Origin of the sequence: Nonomuraea maritima (assembly GCF_900100395.1) — a bacterium.
Taxonomy (GTDB): domain Bacteria; phylum Actinomycetota; class Actinomycetes; order Streptosporangiales; family Streptosporangiaceae; genus Nonomuraea; species Nonomuraea maritima.
The window spans coordinates 380,626-397,063 of sequence record NZ_FNFB01000003.1 but is presented as its reverse complement, the minus strand read 5'-3'; the positions used below and the strand labels follow the sequence as shown (position 1 = coordinate 397,063).

Here is a 16,438-nt window from a genome sequence, read left to right as displayed (position 1 = left end):
GCACCCGTGGACAATCACCTTGATCACATGCCGGTCCTTTCGCGCGGCAGGCATCGCAACCCCAAGCGCGGTGCGTGTTTCATGGAGCTGGCCTCGTACCTGGCCGGTGAGCGCTGGAGCGACCACCCGTCCTGCACCCACCCCTTGCTGGCCGCACTCGCCCGGCTCATCAACGACAACACCGGCGACGAGAGCAGGGCCAAGCTGGTCGGGCTGGTGCCGTCCATCATCGGGCTGACCAGCGACGACCTGCGGGTCGACGCGCGGATCGCGCTGCGCTGCGCCACCACGGCGCTGCCGGTCGCGGCGGCCGAGCGGCAGCTCGCGCTCGCGGTGTCGGTGCTCGCGGCCGAGGAGATGCTGGCCCGGCTCGACGGCGCGCCGTCGGGGCGGATGAGCGAGCGGAGCCGGCGCGCCATGGAGGAGGTGCCGCAGGCGGCGGAGCAGGCCAGGCGCTTCAGCAGGGCGGCCAGGATCACCGAGCGGGGTTTCCGCCGTTACGCCGCGCCCAACGCGGTGCAGCTGTCGGTGGTGGGCATCGTCCAGGCGTGCGCCCCCGACCCGGACGCGCTGCTGCGGCAACTGCTCGAGGACGCGATCACCGACTGCGTCGCCCTGATCCGCGGCCCCTCGGTGACCGTCCCCACCGGTCTGCTGGCCGGTCAGGGGCGCACGTAGCGGCGGAAGGTGATCCCCGAGGCGAGGCAACGGTTCTCGACCAGGCGCAGCGGTAGTTCTTCCCGTACGGGCAGGTACGGCTTGCCGCCTCCGGCGATCACGGGGAACGCGTACACCCAGAACTCGTCGATCAGGTCGATCAGCGACGCGGCCAGCTCGGGGCCGCCGAGCTGGAGGGTGCCGTCGATCTCCTGCTTGAGCCGCGTCACCACGGACGCGGCGTCCACGCTGCGGACGATCGTGACGCCTTCGGGGACGTTCTGGACGGTGTCGGAGAAGACGTACCGCGGCGTCTCCTGGTACAGCCGGGCGAACTCCCGCTCGACGGCGGGGGCGCCTTCCTTACCGAGTTCCTGCGTCCAGGGCTGCTCCATAGCCTCGTACAGCCGCCGCCCGAACAGGAACGCCGACATCCGGCGAACATGCTCGTTCGCCTCCTGCCGAAAATCCTCGCTCGGTTCGAAGAAATCCATCCCGCCGCCGGCCTTCTCGATGTAGCCGTCGACCGAGGCGTTCATCCAGTAAATGATCTTGCCCACCGACTCCTCCTCTGCTGTCGTCCGAAGGACAGACCGCCCGAAGCCCCGGAACTGGCCGGTCGCTGACTCAACGGGCGCTCGGGGAGTCCTGCCGACCACCGACTTGTGCTGCTGAGCGTCGCAGCCGGCCCGGAGAGTGCCCTCACTCGGCCTCTTCGCGTTCCCCGTCGGCCCCGCGGAGCCGGAGTGCGCGCTCGGCGATCCCGCTGGAGAGCCTGCCCGTCACCGATCTGGCGCGGCCGAGGGTCTCGTTGCCGAGGTGCCTGGCGGCGCCGACGCCTTCGGCTCCCGTCTCCAGGACCTTGTCCCTCACCTCGGCGACCGCGTCCGCCCATCGCCTCGCCTCCCATGACTGCCGCTCCCGCTCGATCCCGAGCCGCTCGTGGAAGTCGGCCACGGCGGTCGCGACATGCTCGCTCGACCGCACCACGGCCCGCGACGTGGTCGGGTGCAGCAGCACCTTCGCGTTGGCCAGGTCGGCGGCCGCCGCCATGCGGGACAGCAGCTGCTCGGTGCTCTGCGAGATCAGTTCGAGCCGGTTCCGGCGTGCGGCCCGCAGCGCGAGGCGATGCCGGTCGAGCTCGTCAGGGGACGCGTCCAGTACCCGGTCGAGTTCGAGCACGGCGATCGCGTCCTGCAGCTGGAAGCAGCGAGCCAGCACGGCGAGCCACTCCAGGACCTTGCGCTGGGCTTCACCGGACGTCCTGACGAGCTGCCCGATCGAGGTCTTGCCGTCCATCTGTTCCATGAGCGCGTCGAGCTGCCGCAACGCGTACGCCTGGGTTCGTGCGATCGTCGCCGGGGCGGCCTGCACTTTCGACCACGTGACCTCGGAGACGCGGCCCACCTCCTCGCGGACCGTCATGACCTCCTCGACGACGAGCGCCACGCCGATCATGTCGGCCAGCACGGCGTCCTTCTGGGCGCGGAGCACGTCGTCGACCTTCTGGTCGATCGTGGCGAGATAGTCGGTGATCTCGTCCATGGTCAGTCGCATCGCGACCTGCGCCATGATCCCTGCGGCGCCCGCCAGAAGCGCCGGGTTGGTCATGGGTCCCTTCGCGAATTCCACGAAGCCTTTGATCTGGCCGCTGTTCCCCTTCAGCACCCCTGTGCTGAGACCCGACGTCGCACTTTTCCTCAGCCCGTACTTCTCGACCAGCCGTGCGGACTCATTGGTCAGCTTCATCCATCGACCTGAGTTGGCGACGACCTCGGAACCTGTCTGCGCGGCGCAGGCCCCTGCTGTGAGAACAGATTCGAGCCGTTGGACGCCGAGGTCCCTCGACGACAGCCCCTCGGAGGTGAGGAAGCGTTCGACGTCGGCCGGATTCCCGATGACCGCCAGCCCGTCGCCATCACTGATCAGCTGAATCTCGTTGTCCATCGTCGACTCCTGAAATATGGGCGGCTTCGCGGCGGTGTCTCCGCAGGACGGAGCTCACCGTCCTGCGGGCGGATGTCACGTTGACTTCGATGCCTCTGACTTGACGCTGGTTCTGCCGCCCGAGGCGTTTTCTGTGGGCTGCAAACTTGACCGTTTCTCCGGCATGTTGCGGGACGCTTCCTGGCACGGTCACTCTACGATTTCGCCATGCGCTGGTAAAAGCGGCTGCCCCGAGGTCATCGGAAAGTAAGTCGTCACCGGCGAACACCCACAGAAGGCCCGCCGTCGCCGCGGCGGATTTTGCCTTTTTCCGCATATGTCGGTTCCGGGGCGCGTAGTCGCCCCTGTTCCGGCATTCCCATAAGTCATGGAAGTCGAAGGAGAAGCCGGTGCCGCAGAGCGCACCGTCCGGCCGACCGGACAAGTCAGACAACCGCGCCACACTGACCGTGGCGGTCCCCTCGAAGGTCCTCGTGACGTCCATTCGCGCGCTGAGGTGGATCTTCTTCCTGGGCGCCATCGTCGTCCTCGCTCTCAACGGGGTCGACCCCACGGTGCCGGCGCCGTTCGTCCCGCGCCTCTGACGTCGCCGGCCACCTTCGCGCCGGAGGTCCGGTCGGCCGGACCGGCCTCCGGCGGCCCGATCACGAGGCGTCTTTTCCCAGGCCAGGCAAGCCTTTCCTTCGTTGCAGATCTTGATTCCCATCTGCCAGATTTGGGACAAAGCCGAAGAAGCGGAGGTATTTCCATGACCATCGAGCTCGATCGGCCGTACTCGCCCGAACAGCACCACAGCCACCGTGACGTGAACGGCGGCTGGCTGCGTCCGGCGGTGTTCGGGGCGATGGACGGGCTCGTGTCCAACTTCGCGTTGATCGCCGGCGTGGTCGGCGCCGCCGGGGCCGGACGCGGTGCGGTGCTGGCCGGGTGCGCCGGGCTGGTAGCCGGGGCCTGCTCCATGGCCGCCGGCGAGTACACGTCCGTCAAGTCGCAGACCGAGCTGATGCGCGCCGAGATCGCCGTCGAGCGGCGCGAGCTGGCCCGCAACCCCGTGGGCGAGCAGGCCGAGCTGGCAGCGCTCTACCGGTCGCGCGGGCTCGACGCCGAGCTGGCCGAACGCGTCGCCGAAGGGCTGTCGGCCGACCCCGAGCAGGCCCTGCGCGTCCACGTACGCGAGGAGCTCGGCGTCGACCCCGACGACCTGCCCTCTCCCCGCCTGGCCGCCGCGTCATCGTTCTGCGCGTTCGCCGTGGGAGCGCTCGTACCGCTCGCGCCGTTCCTGCTCGGGGGGTCGGGGCTGCTGGTCGCGCTGGTGCTGAGCGTGCTGGCATTGTTCGGGTTCGGGGCCGCGGTGGCGGTGATGACCGCGCGCCCGTGGTGGCGGGGCGGATTGCGCCAGCTCGTTCTGGGCGTCGGCGCCGCCACGGTGACCTTCGGCCTCGGTCACCTGCTGGGCGTCGCAGTGTCCTGACGTACTGCTGCGCAGGGCGCCTCCCAGTGGAGGCAGACGGGAAGCCTGCTCCGCGCGTCCAGCACGACCCGATCACCGAGCGGCTTCTCCAACCGCACGACACCCGTGCCGGATGCGCCGACGCCCGCACACATGCCGCCCCTCGGGTGCTGCTCCTGGACCTCGACTCCGAGGACCACCACGTCGGACCACTCCTCGGCTCGCGGGTGGACGGTCGGCGGCCGGCGACGTGAGCAGATGCCGTACTCGTAGGTCACCTGCAGCGTGCGCTGGTCGAGCACCTCGAAGCCGCTGATGTCGGCGGGAAGGTGGTCGCCGATGGCGTCCTCGACGGTGCCGAGCGTGCGGCGGTCGACCGCGACGCGGACGATCGGGCCGGGCAGGTTCGAGAAGCGCATCCGCCACGCCGGGACCGTGGCCATGCCGCGCAGGGTCCGCAACCGCGTGGTGGTGAAGGTGGCCGCGGTCAGCTTGTACGCCCGATCGTCCTGGGCGGAGGCCTCCTGCTCGTAGGGCGACAGCGCGATCAGCGCCTGGCGGGCGCTGATGACGGGGACCCGCAGGGTGGAGCCGTCGTCCCAGCGGATCTGCGCCCGGTGCGGGGTCGCGGGGAGCGGACCGGCCACGGCGAAACCGAACTCCTCGTCCCTCGAGATCCGCTTCCGCACGTCTCTCGGGATCTTGTTCAGGCCCTCCGTCGGGACGAATCCGGCGCGCCAGATCTCCGCAGCGCCACTGGTCCGCCAGGTCCAGACGGCGCGGATCGCGTGATCGTGCAAGGTGAGCCGTCCGAGGAGCAGGTGGTCGCCGCCGGCGAGCACGGTCACCGTAAGGAGCATCGCGAGTAATCGCAGCATCCGAAGATTATCGGGGTGCTCCGTCAGGGCATGCTGTGAAATCGGCCGTTCCAGGGGTGAGCGCTCGAAGGACGTTCAGCAGGTACCCCTTGGACCACACCACCAGGAGGAACCAGTGTCGTACCCCCAACCGCTCACCCCTGAAGAGGCACTCGCCGACGCGAAGGAGCGGTTGAGCCTTCCGCGTATCGTCGTGATCTGCGGCTCCACCCGTTTCATGACCGAGATGACCGAGGCCGATCTGCGGGAGACCACAGCCGGGAAGATCGTCGTCAAGCCGGGTTGCGACATGAAGAAGCCGCACGAACTGTGGTCCGACCCCGTCGAGGCCGAGGCGCTGAAGGCCCGACTCGACGATCTGCACCGAGCGAAGATCCGGCTCGCTGATGAGGTGCTCGTGGTCGGCGACTACATCGGAGACAGCACCCGAGCCGAGATCGCCTACGCCCGGTCTCTGGGCAAGCCCGTACGGTTCACGCACCCAGAAGTCGACCCCGACGCCCTCACATACGCGCAAAATCGGTTGCGCGGGTCGTCATGATGATGACATGACGTGGACAGCACCCGACGTAGAGCGGGGCACCCGGACGGACATGGCCTGTGGCGAACGCGAGATGCTGGACGACTGGTTGAAGCTCCGCCGGCTGTTCCTGCTGCGCAAATGCGCCGGCCTCACCTCCGAGCAACTGAAGACCGCCTCCGTGGAGCCATCGAACCTGACGCTGCTCGGCATCCTGCGCCACATGACGGAAGTCGAGCGCTGGTGGTTCCGCGAGAAGTTCCTGCACGAGAACTTGCCCGAGCTGCACATCACGGAGGAGTACGAAGACGGCGACTTCGACCTGGTGGCCGACGCCGACGCCGAGGCCGACTACGCCGCCTTCCTCGCGGAGACGGCTGCCTGCGACGCCGCGGTCGCGGACATCGACCTCGACGAGCCGGCCGACGACCCCCGGGCGCCGACCGGCAAGGTCAGCCTCCGCTGGATCTACATCCACCTCCTGGAGGAGTACGCGCACCACACCGGGCACGCCGACCTGATCCGAGAGCGCATCGACGGGGCCACGGGAGCGTAGCCGCTCTCCCGGCACACCGGTCCTGCCACGCCGCCGTCGGACGCGTCGCCGCCCTTCCCGCTCGGGTCCGATCCCGGCATCCTGCCCATTTTGTCCTTCGGGGTCGCCCCCTTCTGCCTGGCCTTCTCGTCCTCGACGGCATTCTCCAGCGCGGTGATGACGTCCTGGCCGAGGTGCATCCCGGCAGCGTCGTGGTGAGCGCGCACAGTGGTGGAGTCGACGCTGACCAGGGACAGGTCCGCTCCACCCCGCTTCGCGGCCTCTGTGATCAGTCCTTCCAGCAGGGCTTGGAAGACGCCTGCGTCACGCCACTGCCGGAAGCGGTTGTTGCACTCGCGTCACGTAAGAAGATCCAGCATCCCCACATGAGCCACCGCCCGCGGAGAACGCACCCCGGGGTCTTGAACGGCCCTCGGAGCGAGTTGGGGTTCCGGCCGCCAGGAACAGGAACGGCGAGCCAGGGCCTGAGGTCCGGGCCGTGGTCCATATGAGACCGCCTGCGGGCTTCAGCCTGCCGAGGTGCGTTTCGTGCCCGAGGCGCGGATGTGCTGACTGAGAAAGAGAGCGGCGCGGTCCAGTGCCTCGTCGCCTTCGTCCAGGACGCCGGCGAACGCCTGGAAGACATGTGGAACGTCGGCGGTGATGTCCAGGATGACGTCCACTCCGGCTTCCCTCGCGCGCGTGGCCATGCGTGTGGAGTCGTCCAGAAGTATTTCGTTGGTGCCCGCCTGCAGAAGCATCGGAGGGAAGCCGGTCAGGTCGGCGAGGGTGGCGGGACTGAGCATGGGCTGTTGCGGATCCTGTCCCGCAAGGTACATGGTCCCGGTGTGCTCCAGGCCCTCACGCGTGAAGAACGGGTCGATGCTCGCCTTGGTGTCCATGCTCTCGCCTGTCCGGGTCATGTCAAGTCCAGGGGAGAACGCCACGATTGCGGCGGGCATAGGCAGGCCCGCCTCGCGGGCGGCGAGGCAGGTGGTGACAGTGAGGCCGCCGCCGGCGGAGTCCCCGGCGAACGCGATCGCCGAAGGGCCTTCGCCGCTGTCGAGAAGTGCGCGGTAGGCGCTCACTCCATCCTCGATCGCGGCCGGGAACGGATACTCAGGGGCGAGCCGGTAATCCAGGGAGAACGCCCTGAACCCTGTTTTGGTCACCAGGTTCCCCGTCAGCGACATCGCCGTCTCCGGCGAACCGACCACGTAAGAGCCGCCGTGAAAGTAGAGGATCGTCCCGGCCTTCGGAGTGCCGACCGGCTCGACGAGCACCGCGGGGCGATGGCCGAGCGTCGCAGTCCGGGTGCGGATCCCAGTCGGGACGATCATTTCCCCCATCATCGCCCTGAAGCCGGCGCGAATCTCCTCCACCGACCGAGGGGCCTCCGGCTGAGGCCGTCGGACCATCGCGTCGATCTCCGCGCGCTGCTGCCTGCTCATTGTCGCCTCCATCGCGAGTGCATGCCAAGGAACTATATGCCTAGGCATGCAGGATAAAATATATGCCATGGCATCTAAGTCAAGCCGTGGCCCGATCGACCTCCCGGGCTTCTTCGCCGATCTCGTCCGCTGCGAGACACGCCTCTACAACGCGCTGAACGACCGCCTTCGCGAGCGGCACGGGATCGTCACCTCGCAGTTCGAGTTCCTGCGCTTCCTGCGCGACCACCCCGGGTCCCGGGTCGCGGACCTCGCCACCGAATTCGCCATCGGGATCGGCGCGACCAGCAAGGGCATCGACCGCCTGGAGAAGCAGGCATGGGTCATACGGCGAACTAATCCATCGGATCGCCGCTCATCACTGCTGGACCTGACCGCCGCCGGCCTGCAACTCGTCGAGGCGGCGGAGGCGACCTTCACCAAAGCGCTGGCCGAGCTGACCGCGGACGTCCTGGGCGGTCCCTCAGGACCGGCCGCCGCACAGATCTTCTCGGAGTTGCGCTCTGTACTCGAACGCGACCAGATCGGCCTGCCCACAGGCTGACCGGCATGCGCATCCAGTGCGTGTTCGTCAGCGCGGACGACGGCGAGAAAGGCATGGGCGAGCATGACCAGGGTGACCCAGCGACACCACGAGGTGAAACGGCGGACCTGGTGCCCTTCCAGTCCGGCCAGGCCCTTTCCGGACTGGAAGGTCTCCTCCACCCGCCATCTCGACCCGGCGACCCGCACCAGCCGGCGACCGGCAACGGGAGTAAGCCAGTTCACCGGTGGTGCGGTTGCGGCGGATCAGTGGTTGGTGGCTGCCGAGGCGGGGTTCGGCCAGGTCGATGACGGCCCAGTCGTAGAAGCGGTGCCCCTTGCCGCCGGCCCCCGCCGACGGCTTCAGCCAGGCCCACTTCGGCACCTTCACGGCCAGGGCATCCGCGCGGAACTTCCCCGCGCCCGTGGTGACTTCGGCCGAGCAAGCAACGGCGAGCACGTAGCCGACCTGGCGCTCTTCCAGCGCGGCCCCCAGCTTGGGGTTGCCGCCGTAGACCTCATCGCCCGCGACCCAGCCCACACGGTGCCCGGCGTCAAGGAACCGGCCGATCATGCGGGCGGCCGGCTCCGGCTTGGTCGCGAAGACGGTGTCCTCGCCCGGTCCCGCCGCCCGGCAGCGGGTCCGGGTCGCACGTCCACGAGCGCGGGACGTACAGCTCGCGGTCGATCGCCGCGTGTCCGCGGCGGCCTGCATGGACGAGGTGGACAGCGACCTGAGCGTTTTCGATCCTCCCGGCGGTGCCGGTGTACCGGCGCTGTGCGTGCCCTTCTTCACGTCCCCGGTCTCATCGACGACCAGCACCGCATCGTCGTCGTGCAGATGTTCCAGCACGTACTCGCGCACGTCATCGCGCACGGTGTCGCGCACGGTGTCGCATCCCACTCAGCCCGGCCGAGCAGGTGCTGCATTCCATGCGGACTGGCCTGCCCGGCCCGCTCGGCGATGCTCCAGCAGTTCTTGCGCGGCAGGTCCGACAGCAGCCCCAGCAGCAAGTCCCGCACCCGACGCCGGGGTTCAACCCGCGCGAACCGGCCCGCTATCCGGGACATCAGGACCTCGAACGCCTCCTGCCAGCGGGCAGGGTCTAGGCTGCGACTCGCATGATCTTCAGTCTTCACACACCGATGATCAACGGTGGCAAGCCACTCCCGACGAACGCCCCGATTTCATACCAGCTGATAATCGACCTGCTTTCGACCTGGCCAGAGGCGATAGGGAAAGGTCAAGGGCATGCCCTCGCCGGGCGGGCAGGCTCCGGGATGAGGGAAGGTCAGTGCGGACGATCTTGCTTGGTGGTGGTGCGGGGGACCGGTGATCCATCCCATCTGCCTGCCCCAGGGGCTACCAGCCCAGAAGGGGCGCGGACGGAATACGGCAGAAACGGGCCCGTACACGCGAAGGACCCGATGAGCGGTCATTACACTTCGCAGATGCTCGATCCCACAAGCCGCCCCCCTCTACAACTCCAACCGATGCTTCGCCTGCTCGCGACCCATCGAGTTGATTGGGTCATGACCGGCTCGACCGTGCTCGCCCTCTACGGCGCGGACCTCACCCCGAACGATCTCGACGTGACACCCCACCTGGAACCGTCCAACCTCCAAAGGCTCGCAGACGCGCTCCACGAGATCGAGGCGATACCCGCCTTCCTCCCAGACTGGCAGGAAGACTTCACCATCGATCACTGCCGGGCATGGCGCCCAGTCCCCGCCACGGCGGAGCAGCTCGACTACCTGTTCGTCACCCGCCTGGGCATGTTGGACGTCCCGCCACGCTTATGCGGCACGTACGACGAGCTCATGCCGAGTGCCAGACGAGTGGACATCGGAGACTGCCAGGTGACCGTCTGCGAACCGGACGAGATCCTTCGTCGGCTCGAAGGCCGCACCCGGCCAAAGGATCTCGACCGCGCGGCCGCCTACCAGTGGATCCGGGCACAGCCCTCGACTCACCGACGCCCGACAGGGGTAGATGGACTCCTGGCTCGGCTGGCCCACCGCGAGTCGCTCAGCTGAATCCAGCGTCCGTCGGTCACGTCCACGGACGTGGTGTATGAATCGATCTTCGAGTGATCCTATTTTCTGCAGGTCAAGCGGTAAGTGTCTGCGGGAGCGGGTTGGGGGCCGGTGTGTCGCCGGCGATGAGCCGGAGACGGGCCTTGGCCAGCACGTCCAGGCCCATGTAGCGGCGGGCTTCGGTCCATTCGTCGGTCTGCTCGGCCAGCACCGCCCCGACGTTCTTCCTGCACGCGACCCAGCCGCACCGCTCCCCGGCCGCCGCCCTGGCCCAGGGCATCCGCCGCACCTGCCAGAGCCTGCAGCTTCCCACCCCGCCCTGGCTGCGATGTTCAGTACAGCCTGCGCCTCACCCGAGGCGACCGCCTCGCCGAGCCCGGCACCCCTTCGCCGAGCCACCGTGGTGGCGACGACCGGCGCACACCGGCGAGGAGTACGTCCACGTCCAGGAGGTGCTGTACGGCGAGGCCGACAACGACTTTTGGGTCGGCACCGCGGATGACACCAGCCACTAACATTAGTTCCGCGCCCACCCGCTGGAGCGCCCGCCCCCGGTCACGACGCGCGAAGACCGGGCCGCATCCCTTCCGTGTCCCGCACGGGGCACGCAGCGTTCGCCCGCCGTCTCATGCCAGGAGGACACATGCAACGCGGTGAAGTCTGGTGGGTCGACTTCGATGAGCGCCGCCCGGTCGTGCTGCTCTCGGACGAGGAGTCATCCGGGTTTCAGGCGATGCAGGTCGTCGCGCCAGCGGGCGTCGACATGGGCGGCCTGGGCGTTGAAGTGCCCGTAGGAGCCCCGGAAGGACTGCCCTTCGAAGGCGTGCTGCGGTTCGCGTTCCCGCGTCCAGGCTTTACTCCGTGCACATGGCTGACCACCGTGGCCCGGGACGACCTGATCGAGCGGGCGGGCGTGTTGTCCTCCGTGAAGCTCAGCGAGGTTGGAGAAGCCCTCCGTGCCGCTGGGGAGAGGAGGGAGTGGACCCCGATGACGGCTGCCAGGATCAGCGAGATCAAAGATGCCCGCCGTCTCGAAGGACTCGAGCAGCGGACGCCTGCGCTGCCCAGCTCGATCTCGTCGACGACTGACCGCTGCCCCCTCTCCACCGCACTCCAGCAACAAGATCACGATCTACGGCTGGAGTACTAGGGGCGGCTGGAGGCGGCCAACCGGACGCCGAGGGCGATGAGGGTGAGGCCGGTCAGGGCGTCGACGGTTCTGCGGACGCCGGGCCGGGTGAACACCTTGCGTAGTGTCCCGACGATGGTCGCCACCAGCAGGAACCAGGCGATGGTGCCGGTCAGCGCGATCGCCGCGAGCATCATCGCGTTCGGCACCGAGGCGTGCGAGCCGACGAACTGCGGCACCAGCGCCACGAAGAACAGCGCGGCCTTGGGGTTGAGCACGTTGGTCAGCAGCCCTTCGGCGAACGCCGCCGCCCGGCCGCGCCTGGCGGGCTCCGGCACGTCGAGCGCGAGCGCGCCGCCGCCGCGCAGTGCCGAGCGCAGCGACCTGATCCCGAGCCAGCCCAGGTAGGCTGCGCCGACCACCTTCACCAGGGTGAACGCCGCCGCGGAGGCGGACAGCAGCGCCGCGATGCCGGTGGCCGCCGCCATCACCCACACGCATACGCCCAGGGCGATCCCCGCCGCTGCCGCCATGCCGTGGCCGCGCCCCGAGACGGCGGAGCGGCGTACGACCACCGCGAAGTCAGGCCCGGGCGACATCGCCCCGAGCACGATCACGCCGCTGAACGCCACGATCTGCGCCATGGACAACATAACCCGCATCCTACGAGCCGCCCCCGGGACCGCCCTCTGCAAGAACGCTCGGCCCCACACCGGCTTGGCAGGCCCTGTGGGCGGCGTCGCCGCAACGGTTGGACGACGCACCCGCCCGAGTCCGTGGGCGTTCAGCGGGCGAGCTTCACGATCTTGCTCGAATAGACCGCCACCGACCAGCGGGTCTGGCGGTCGTGGTCTCCTTCCGGCACGTCCACCTTCCCCGAGATGGTGACCTTTGTACCTTCAGGGATCTTCTCGGTCCACAGCATCCCGTTGGTCTCGTCCAGGGTCCGGTGGCCGCAGATCCATGCCCCATGGGAGGGTTCGTCGCCGATCTGGTAGGTGATGGGGAGCCGACCCGCCAGATGGCCCGTGCACCGGTGCTCGATCCGGAAATAGCCGCCCGGACTGGTGACCGTCAGCGTGAAGGACGAGTCACGCGGCCACACTCCCGAAGCCTGCCCAGCGAGCTGCTGGGTACCCAGTCGGGCGGGGAAGGCCTCGATGGGATCCGGTTCGACGGGCCGGGCCGGCGGCGTGTACTCGTAGACCGCCAGGGGCCAGTCGGCGGGCTGCCCGGATGCGCGGGTGGGGCACGGTTCGTCCTTCTTGCAGACCTCATCGGTGATGTCGAAGGCGATGGTCACCTCGTCGGCGCTCTTCGGCACGCTGACCGAGTCGAGAACCATGCCCTGTCCGGTGAGGCATTGCTGGAACCAGGTGTGGGACGGTTCGCCGTTGACGATCATCCTCGGTCTGGCCATGTGGACAGGGTCGCCCTCGGGGCACAGCACGGCCACTTCCAGCGGCTTGCCCGAGACCGGGACCGTGACCGACACCTTCTTCTCCCCCGCCGACCGGGCTCTGAGCGTGGTCGAGGCCAGACGGCGGTAGGCGGAGCCGTCGCCGGAGGTGAACCGTGGCGGCAGCTCGGCCGGCTGGACGGCTGTGGTCGGCTCGTGCGACGGCACGGCCGGGCCGGGATGCAGCAACGCGGGGATGAGGACGCCGGCGGCGGTCAGCATGCTCACGCCCGCCAGGGCGGCGCCGGCGGACCGGCGGCTGCTGTCCCTGCGGATGCGCCGCTCGAGCTGGGCGATGCGCCCGGGGTTGTCCGGCGCGCCGGCGCTCATGTCGTCGAACAGATCACGCAACTTGCGCTGGACGGGCGTCATCCCAGCTCTCCTTCCATACGGGACGCCACCGCCGGCGGCGCGATCTCGGGGTCGATGCGCAACTTGGCCGGCGCCTTACTGCTCTGGCTCTTGACGGTGCCGATGGAGCAGTTCAAGATTTCGGCCACGGCGGCTTCCGGCAGGTCCTCGAAGTAGCGCAGCACCAGCACCGCCCGCTGGCGTGGTGGCAGGCGTCCCAGCGCCGCCCAGAGCACCGCCCGCTCGTCGGTCATGTCCGCTGCGGCAGTCTCGGGTGGTGCGTCCGTGGGCAGTTCACGTCGCCAGAGTCGCCGTCGCCAGGACAGGTGCGTGTTGACCAACACCCGGGACACGTAGGCGTCCGGATGCTCACCCACGCGGCCCCAGACCCGCCACGCGCGCACCAGCGCGGCCTGGAGCAGGTCCTCCGCCTGCGCCCAATCACGGCAGAGCAGGTACGCGGTTCGTAACAGTCGCGGCGATCGCGCCTCGACAAATGCCACAAAATCCGCTTTATCTCGCATCGGCCGTGCCCTTCCCGTCGTACCGGCTCCCGTTATGACCCGCTGGAGCCCGGCAACGGTTGCCCACCTCCTTCGAGGGCTTCGACCGACCTCGTCCGGCACGCCGAGTCAGGCGCCCGCGTACGCTGCGACGCCTCGCCTCAGGGCCAGGCCCGCTCCTACGGACCCCCTGGTGCCGGGCAGCCGGTGTCGCGTACCGGCGGGTGCAGCCGCGCGACCGGCAGTGCGTCGAGCCTGGCCGCGGAGTGCCACGTCAACGCGAGGCTTCCTCCCGTCGCCGGTCTTCGCCGGCCGTGGCGGGGATGGCGGCGTCGATGAGGGCGGCGGCGATGGCGGCGGCGGTGGGGAAGGCGTCGGCGTCGAGGACCCGGGTGCGGGCCGCGGCACCGTCGATGAGCAGCGCGAGCTGCTCGCCGAGCTGTTCGGGGTCGGCGGCGCCGGCTTCGCGGGCGGTGTCGGCGAGCCGCGCGGCGACGGCTTTCTTGTAGTCGCGTGCGTACTGGGATGCGGGGTGCTGGGGGTCGTGCAGTTCGACGGCGGCGCCGATGTAGGGGCACAGGGGGGTGGTGGGGGGGACGTCGAAGGCGGCGAGGAGCCGTTCGCGGGGCGTGAGGTCGGTGCGGTCGAACACACCGGACAGAACGGAGGGGTCGAACCGGCGCAGGTACTCGGCGACGAGTTCGTCCTTGCCGGTGAAGTGCTGGTAAGCCGTGCGCTTGGACACCTGGGCGGCCGCGCACAGCTGGTCCATGCCGGTGCGGTTGATGCCCTGCTCGCGGAACAGCTGCTGGGACGCGCTGAGGATGCGCTCGCGGGCGCCCCGGCCCCGGCGGCGACCCGTGGGGCCCTTCTCCAACTCCGTCATGGGTCCATGGTACGCCGCCGGGTAACGACCGGTGTACATAGTTTGCGCCCCGGCCGCCTGCCCCGTACAGTAAGCACACAGATCGGTGTACATAACACCGTCACCCTGGTGCGCACGGCACCACCGACCCAAGGAAGCGACTATGGGAAAGCTTGACGGCAAGGTCGCGGTCATCACCGGCGGCACCACCGGCATGGCGCTGGCCGGCGCGAAGCTGTTCGTCGACGAGGGAGCGCACGTCTTCATCACCGGCCGCCGCCAGGAGGCCCTGGACGAGGCCGTGAAGCAGATCGGCCGCAACGTCACCGGCGTCCAGGGCGACGCCGCCGACCTGGACGACCTGGACCGCCTGTACGACACTGTCAAGCGGGAGAAGGGCAGCCTCGACGTGCTGTGGGCCAGCGCCGGCGGCGGCGAGCCCGCCCCGCTCGGCGAGATCACCGAGGCCCAGTTCGACACCTGGTTCGGGTTGAATGCCCGCGGCACCCTGTTCACCGTCCAGAAGGCCCTCCCGCTCTTCAACGACGGCGGCTCCATCTTCATGACCGGCTCCAACGCCTCCCTCGGCGCCTTTCCCGGCTGGAGCGTCTACGCCGGCAGCAAGGCCGTCCAGCAGGCCTGGGCCCGCGTCTGGCTCAACGAGCTCAAGGACCGCCGCATCCGCGTCAACGTCCTGACCCCCGGCCAGGTCGCCACCGCCAAGCAGGAAGAGCTGTTCGACGAGGACACCAAGCGCCAGTTCGAGTCCCTCATCCCCCGCGGCCGGATGGGCCGCCCCGACGAAATCGCCACGGCCGCCCTCTTCCTCGCCTCCGACGACTCCAGCTACGTCAACGGCATGGAACTCGTCGTCGACGGCGGCACGACCGCCATCTGAACCGAACAACCACCAAAGGGCAGGACATCTCGTGAGCAACATCAGCATCATCGGCACCGGGAACATGGCCCGCACCATCGGCGCGCGAGCGATAGCGGGCGGCAACACCGTCGAGGTCATGGGCCGCGATCAGTCCAAGGCCGCTGACCTGGCCAAGGCTCTCGGCGGCGGCGCAACGACAGGAGCATGGGGCACCGCTCCGGCCGGGGACATCGTCATCGTGGCCCTGTTGCACGACGGTGTCGTGCCGGTCGTCGCCCAGTACGGAGACGCTCTCGCCGGCAAGGTCATCGTCGACATCAGCAATCCCTTCAATGCCACGTTCGACGGGCTGGCCCACCGCGAGGAGACCTCGATCGCGCAGGAAGTCGCCAAGGCGGCCCCGGCCGGGGCCGGCGTGGTGAAGGCGTTCAACACCGTCTTCCGTCATGTCCTGGAGAAGGGTCGGCCCGACGTCTTCATCGCCGGCGATGACGCGCGGGCCAAGGCAAGCGTGGAGGCGTTCATCGAGAGCCTCGGTATGCGCCCACTGGACGTTGGCGGTTTGAAAATGGCGCACTGGCTGGAAGGAGCGGGCGTGGTCACGGTGGGCCTCGCCAACCATGGGGTGGGGCACTTGAACTTCGCCCTCAGCATCACCGAACTGCCCGGCTGAGCACGGCGACAGGTGTCGTCGACCGGGTCGGGCACTCGCAGCGGGTGCTCGATCTCGCGATCCGCCCGTATTCCGCACCTCGGCGCCCCCACAGGCCGAACCGAAGCGGGAGGTGTGCGGGGGCGCCGGGTCCGTCAGGGTGCGGTGTCGCAGAGAGCGGCCCTGCGGGATCGGTCAGGAGCGGTACTGGTCGCGGGGTGGGCTCGGTCAGCGGGTGCGGCGGCGTTTCTTGAGAATGGCCCGCAGGGTCAGGAGGAGGACGACGGCCACGATCTGGCCGCCGACAACGATGCGGTTGACGTCGACGGCGGGGCGCCAGATGGCGTCGCCGTCCTTCAGGACGAACACCCCCGCCGGCGTGGCGGCGAACCCGTAACCGCCGCCGCTGCCGCTGCCTTCGTCGCCCTTGTCGCCCCTGCCCTGCCCCTGGCCTCCGCCGCCGCCCTGCGCGATGCGGGCGACGGGGATCACGACCACGTCTCCGTGCCGGACAGGCTCCCCGAAGACACGCTTGACGGTGGCGATGTCTTTCGACTTCTCCACCAGCTCCATGAGATTCATGAACCCATCGTGGCTCCGGG

Annotated in this window: 20 protein-coding genes and 2 pseudogenes; 10 read left to right on the top strand and 12 right to left on the bottom strand. The window is 68.9% G+C overall.

What is annotated here, in order from left to right:
- The first annotated feature begins 27 nt into the window (after positions 1–27).
- Positions 28–678, top strand: coding sequence for a hypothetical protein (locus tag BLR04_RS08685; protein WP_245740114.1), 651 nt, complete (start codon positions 28–30; stop codon positions 676–678).
- On the opposite strand, the gene BLR04_RS08680 is transcribed toward BLR04_RS08685, so the two are convergent.
- Positions 663–1,217: a dihydrofolate reductase family protein gene (locus BLR04_RS08680; RefSeq protein ID WP_090761479.1), complete on the bottom strand. Its 555-nt coding sequence runs from the start codon at positions 1,215–1,217 to the stop codon at positions 663–665. The two genes, BLR04_RS08685 and BLR04_RS08680, sit on opposite strands and share 16 nt — an antisense overlap.
- Positions 1,218–1,359: 142 nt before the next feature.
- Positions 1,360–2,604: a hypothetical protein gene (locus BLR04_RS08675; RefSeq protein ID WP_090761476.1), complete on the bottom strand. Its 1,245-nt coding sequence runs from the start codon at positions 2,602–2,604 to the stop codon at positions 1,360–1,362.
- A gap of 389 nt (positions 2,605–2,993) precedes the next feature.
- Here BLR04_RS08675 and BLR04_RS08670 point away from each other — a divergent pair, with 389 nt between their 5' ends.
- Positions 2,994–3,188, top strand: a complete 195-nt coding sequence (locus tag BLR04_RS08670; protein WP_090761474.1) for a hypothetical protein — start codon at positions 2,994–2,996, stop codon at positions 3,186–3,188.
- Between the two features lie 164 nt (positions 3,189–3,352).
- Positions 3,353–4,075: a VIT1/CCC1 transporter family protein gene (locus BLR04_RS08665; protein ID WP_090761472.1), complete on the top strand. Its 723-nt coding sequence runs from the start codon at positions 3,353–3,355 to the stop codon at positions 4,073–4,075.
- Here the strand turns inward: BLR04_RS08665 and BLR04_RS08660 are convergent.
- Positions 4,048–4,932, bottom strand: a complete 885-nt coding sequence (locus BLR04_RS08660) for a hypothetical protein (RefSeq protein ID WP_143021988.1) — start codon at positions 4,930–4,932, stop codon at positions 4,048–4,050. The two genes, BLR04_RS08665 and BLR04_RS08660, sit on opposite strands and share 28 nt — an antisense overlap.
- Before the next feature lie 115 nt (positions 4,933–5,047).
- Between BLR04_RS08660 and BLR04_RS08655 the strand changes: the two genes are divergently transcribed.
- Together BLR04_RS08655 and BLR04_RS08650 are read left to right on the top strand one after the other, a co-directional pair.
- Complete coding sequence (locus tag BLR04_RS08655; protein ID WP_090761468.1) at positions 5,048–5,473, top strand: hypothetical protein; 426 nt, start codon at positions 5,048–5,050, stop codon at positions 5,471–5,473.
- Between the two features lie 7 nt (positions 5,474–5,480).
- Positions 5,481–6,008, top strand: a complete 528-nt coding sequence (locus BLR04_RS08650) for a DinB family protein (RefSeq protein ID WP_090761465.1) — start codon at positions 5,481–5,483, stop codon at positions 6,006–6,008.
- Here BLR04_RS08650 and BLR04_RS41650 read toward each other — a convergent pair.
- Together BLR04_RS41650 and BLR04_RS08645 are read right to left on the bottom strand one after the other, a co-directional pair.
- Positions 5,994–6,331 (bottom strand): annotated as a pseudogene (locus BLR04_RS41650) (hypothetical protein); the annotation flags it as partial. The gene BLR04_RS08650 and the pseudogene BLR04_RS41650 overlap by 15 nt on opposite strands.
- A 183-nt stretch (positions 6,332–6,514) precedes the next feature.
- Positions 6,515–7,438, bottom strand: a complete 924-nt coding sequence (locus BLR04_RS08645) for an alpha/beta hydrolase (protein ID WP_090761463.1) — start codon at positions 7,436–7,438, stop codon at positions 6,515–6,517.
- Between the two features lie 67 nt (positions 7,439–7,505).
- On the opposite strand from BLR04_RS08645, the gene BLR04_RS08640 reads away from it, so the two are divergent.
- Positions 7,506–7,982 (top strand): MarR family winged helix-turn-helix transcriptional regulator, encoded by a 477-nt coding sequence (locus tag BLR04_RS08640; protein ID WP_090761591.1) that lies wholly within the window; start codon positions 7,506–7,508, stop codon positions 7,980–7,982.
- A gap of 27 nt (positions 7,983–8,009) precedes the next feature.
- Here BLR04_RS08640 and BLR04_RS08635 read toward each other — a convergent pair whose 3' ends face one another.
- On the bottom strand, positions 8,010–8,849 hold the full coding sequence (locus BLR04_RS08635) for a transposase (RefSeq protein ID WP_425413431.1): 840 nt from the start codon (positions 8,847–8,849) through the stop codon (positions 8,010–8,012).
- Between the two features lie 605 nt (positions 8,850–9,454).
- On the opposite strand from BLR04_RS08635, the gene BLR04_RS08630 reads away from it, so the two are divergent.
- Positions 9,455–9,997 (top strand): hypothetical protein, encoded by a 543-nt coding sequence (locus tag BLR04_RS08630; protein ID WP_090761461.1) that lies wholly within the window; start codon positions 9,455–9,457, stop codon positions 9,995–9,997.
- Between the two features lie 73 nt (positions 9,998–10,070).
- Here the strand turns inward: BLR04_RS08630 and BLR04_RS08625 are convergent.
- Positions 10,071–10,217, bottom strand: a pseudogene (locus BLR04_RS08625) (IS256 family transposase); the annotation flags it as partial.
- A gap of 423 nt (positions 10,218–10,640) precedes the next feature.
- Here BLR04_RS08625 and BLR04_RS08620 point away from each other — a divergent pair.
- On the top strand, positions 10,641–11,147 hold the full coding sequence (locus tag BLR04_RS08620; RefSeq protein ID WP_218128769.1) for a type II toxin-antitoxin system PemK/MazF family toxin: 507 nt from the start codon (positions 10,641–10,643) through the stop codon (positions 11,145–11,147).
- On the opposite strand, the gene BLR04_RS08615 is transcribed toward BLR04_RS08620, so the two are convergent.
- The 4 genes from BLR04_RS08615 to BLR04_RS08600 form a co-directional block, all read right to left on the bottom strand.
- Positions 11,144–11,779 (bottom strand): LysE family translocator, encoded by a 636-nt coding sequence (locus BLR04_RS08615; protein ID WP_090761457.1) that lies wholly within the window; start codon positions 11,777–11,779, stop codon positions 11,144–11,146. The two genes, BLR04_RS08620 and BLR04_RS08615, sit on opposite strands and share 4 nt — an antisense overlap.
- A gap of 131 nt (positions 11,780–11,910) precedes the next feature.
- A complete protein-coding gene (locus BLR04_RS08610; RefSeq protein WP_090761455.1) occupies positions 11,911–12,957 on the bottom strand; it encodes a hypothetical protein in 1,047 nt (348 codons plus the stop codon).
- The gene (locus BLR04_RS08605) at positions 12,954–13,439 is read right to left on the bottom strand and encodes a SigE family RNA polymerase sigma factor (RefSeq protein ID WP_245740113.1); all 486 of its coding nucleotides are present in this window, start codon (positions 13,437–13,439) and stop codon (positions 12,954–12,956) included. Before BLR04_RS08605 ends, BLR04_RS08610 begins: the two co-directional genes overlap by 4 nt.
- A gap of 274 nt (positions 13,440–13,713) precedes the next feature.
- Entirely contained in the window at positions 13,714–14,325 is a 612-nt protein-coding gene (locus tag BLR04_RS08600) for a TetR/AcrR family transcriptional regulator (protein ID WP_090761451.1), read from the bottom strand.
- Positions 14,326–14,467: 142 nt separating this feature from the next.
- Here BLR04_RS08600 and BLR04_RS08595 point away from each other — a divergent pair, with 142 nt between their 5' ends.
- Both BLR04_RS08595 and BLR04_RS08590 read left to right on the top strand, forming a co-directional pair.
- A complete protein-coding gene (locus tag BLR04_RS08595; protein ID WP_090761449.1) occupies positions 14,468–15,202 on the top strand; it encodes an SDR family NAD(P)-dependent oxidoreductase in 735 nt (244 codons plus the stop codon).
- Positions 15,203–15,233: 31 nt separating this feature from the next.
- A complete protein-coding gene (locus tag BLR04_RS08590; protein ID WP_090761447.1) occupies positions 15,234–15,857 on the top strand; it encodes an NADPH-dependent F420 reductase in 624 nt (207 codons plus the stop codon).
- A gap of 207 nt (positions 15,858–16,064) precedes the next feature.
- Here BLR04_RS08590 and BLR04_RS08585 read toward each other — a convergent pair whose 3' ends face one another.
- A complete protein-coding gene (locus BLR04_RS08585) occupies positions 16,065–16,418 on the bottom strand; it encodes a spore germination protein GerW family protein (RefSeq protein ID WP_090761446.1) in 354 nt (117 codons plus the stop codon).
- Positions 16,419–16,438: the final 20 nt, after the last annotated feature.

Bases quoted from the DNA above. Each gene is read 5' to 3' on its own strand.
- BLR04_RS08630 (WP_090761461.1), top strand. From the start codon at position 9,455: ATGCTTCGCCTGCTCGCGACCCATCGAGTTGATTGGGTCATGACCGGC.
- BLR04_RS08685 (WP_245740114.1), top strand. From the start codon at position 28: ATGCCGGTCCTTTCGCGCGGCAGGCATCGCAACCCCAAGCGCGGTGCG.
- BLR04_RS08620 (WP_218128769.1), top strand. From the start codon at position 10,641: ATGCAACGCGGTGAAGTCTGGTGGGTCGACTTCGATGAGCGCCGCCCG.
- BLR04_RS08650 (WP_090761465.1), top strand. From the start codon at position 5,481: ATGACGTGGACAGCACCCGACGTAGAGCGGGGCACCCGGACGGACATG.
- BLR04_RS08665 (WP_090761472.1), top strand. From the start codon at position 3,353: ATGACCATCGAGCTCGATCGGCCGTACTCGCCCGAACAGCACCACAGC.
- BLR04_RS08595 (WP_090761449.1), top strand. From the start codon at position 14,468: ATGGGAAAGCTTGACGGCAAGGTCGCGGTCATCACCGGCGGCACCACC.
- BLR04_RS08610 (WP_090761455.1), bottom strand. From the start codon at position 12,957: ATGACGCCCGTCCAGCGCAAGTTGCGTGATCTGTTCGACGACATGAGC.
- BLR04_RS08675 (WP_090761476.1), bottom strand. From the start codon at position 2,604: ATGGACAACGAGATTCAGCTGATCAGTGATGGCGACGGGCTGGCGGTC.
- BLR04_RS08585 (WP_090761446.1), bottom strand. From the start codon at position 16,418: ATGAATCTCATGGAGCTGGTGGAGAAGTCGAAAGACATCGCCACCGTC.
- BLR04_RS08615 (WP_090761457.1), bottom strand. From the start codon at position 11,779: ATGTTGTCCATGGCGCAGATCGTGGCGTTCAGCGGCGTGATCGTGCTC.
- BLR04_RS08600 (WP_090761451.1), bottom strand. From the start codon at position 14,325: ATGACGGAGTTGGAGAAGGGCCCCACGGGTCGCCGCCGGGGCCGGGGC.
- BLR04_RS08640 (WP_090761591.1), top strand. From the start codon at position 7,506: ATGGCATCTAAGTCAAGCCGTGGCCCGATCGACCTCCCGGGCTTCTTC.
- BLR04_RS08660 (WP_143021988.1), bottom strand. From the start codon at position 4,932: ATGCTGCGATTACTCGCGATGCTCCTTACGGTGACCGTGCTCGCCGGC.
- BLR04_RS08645 (WP_090761463.1), bottom strand. From the start codon at position 7,438: ATGAGCAGGCAGCAGCGCGCGGAGATCGACGCGATGGTCCGACGGCCT.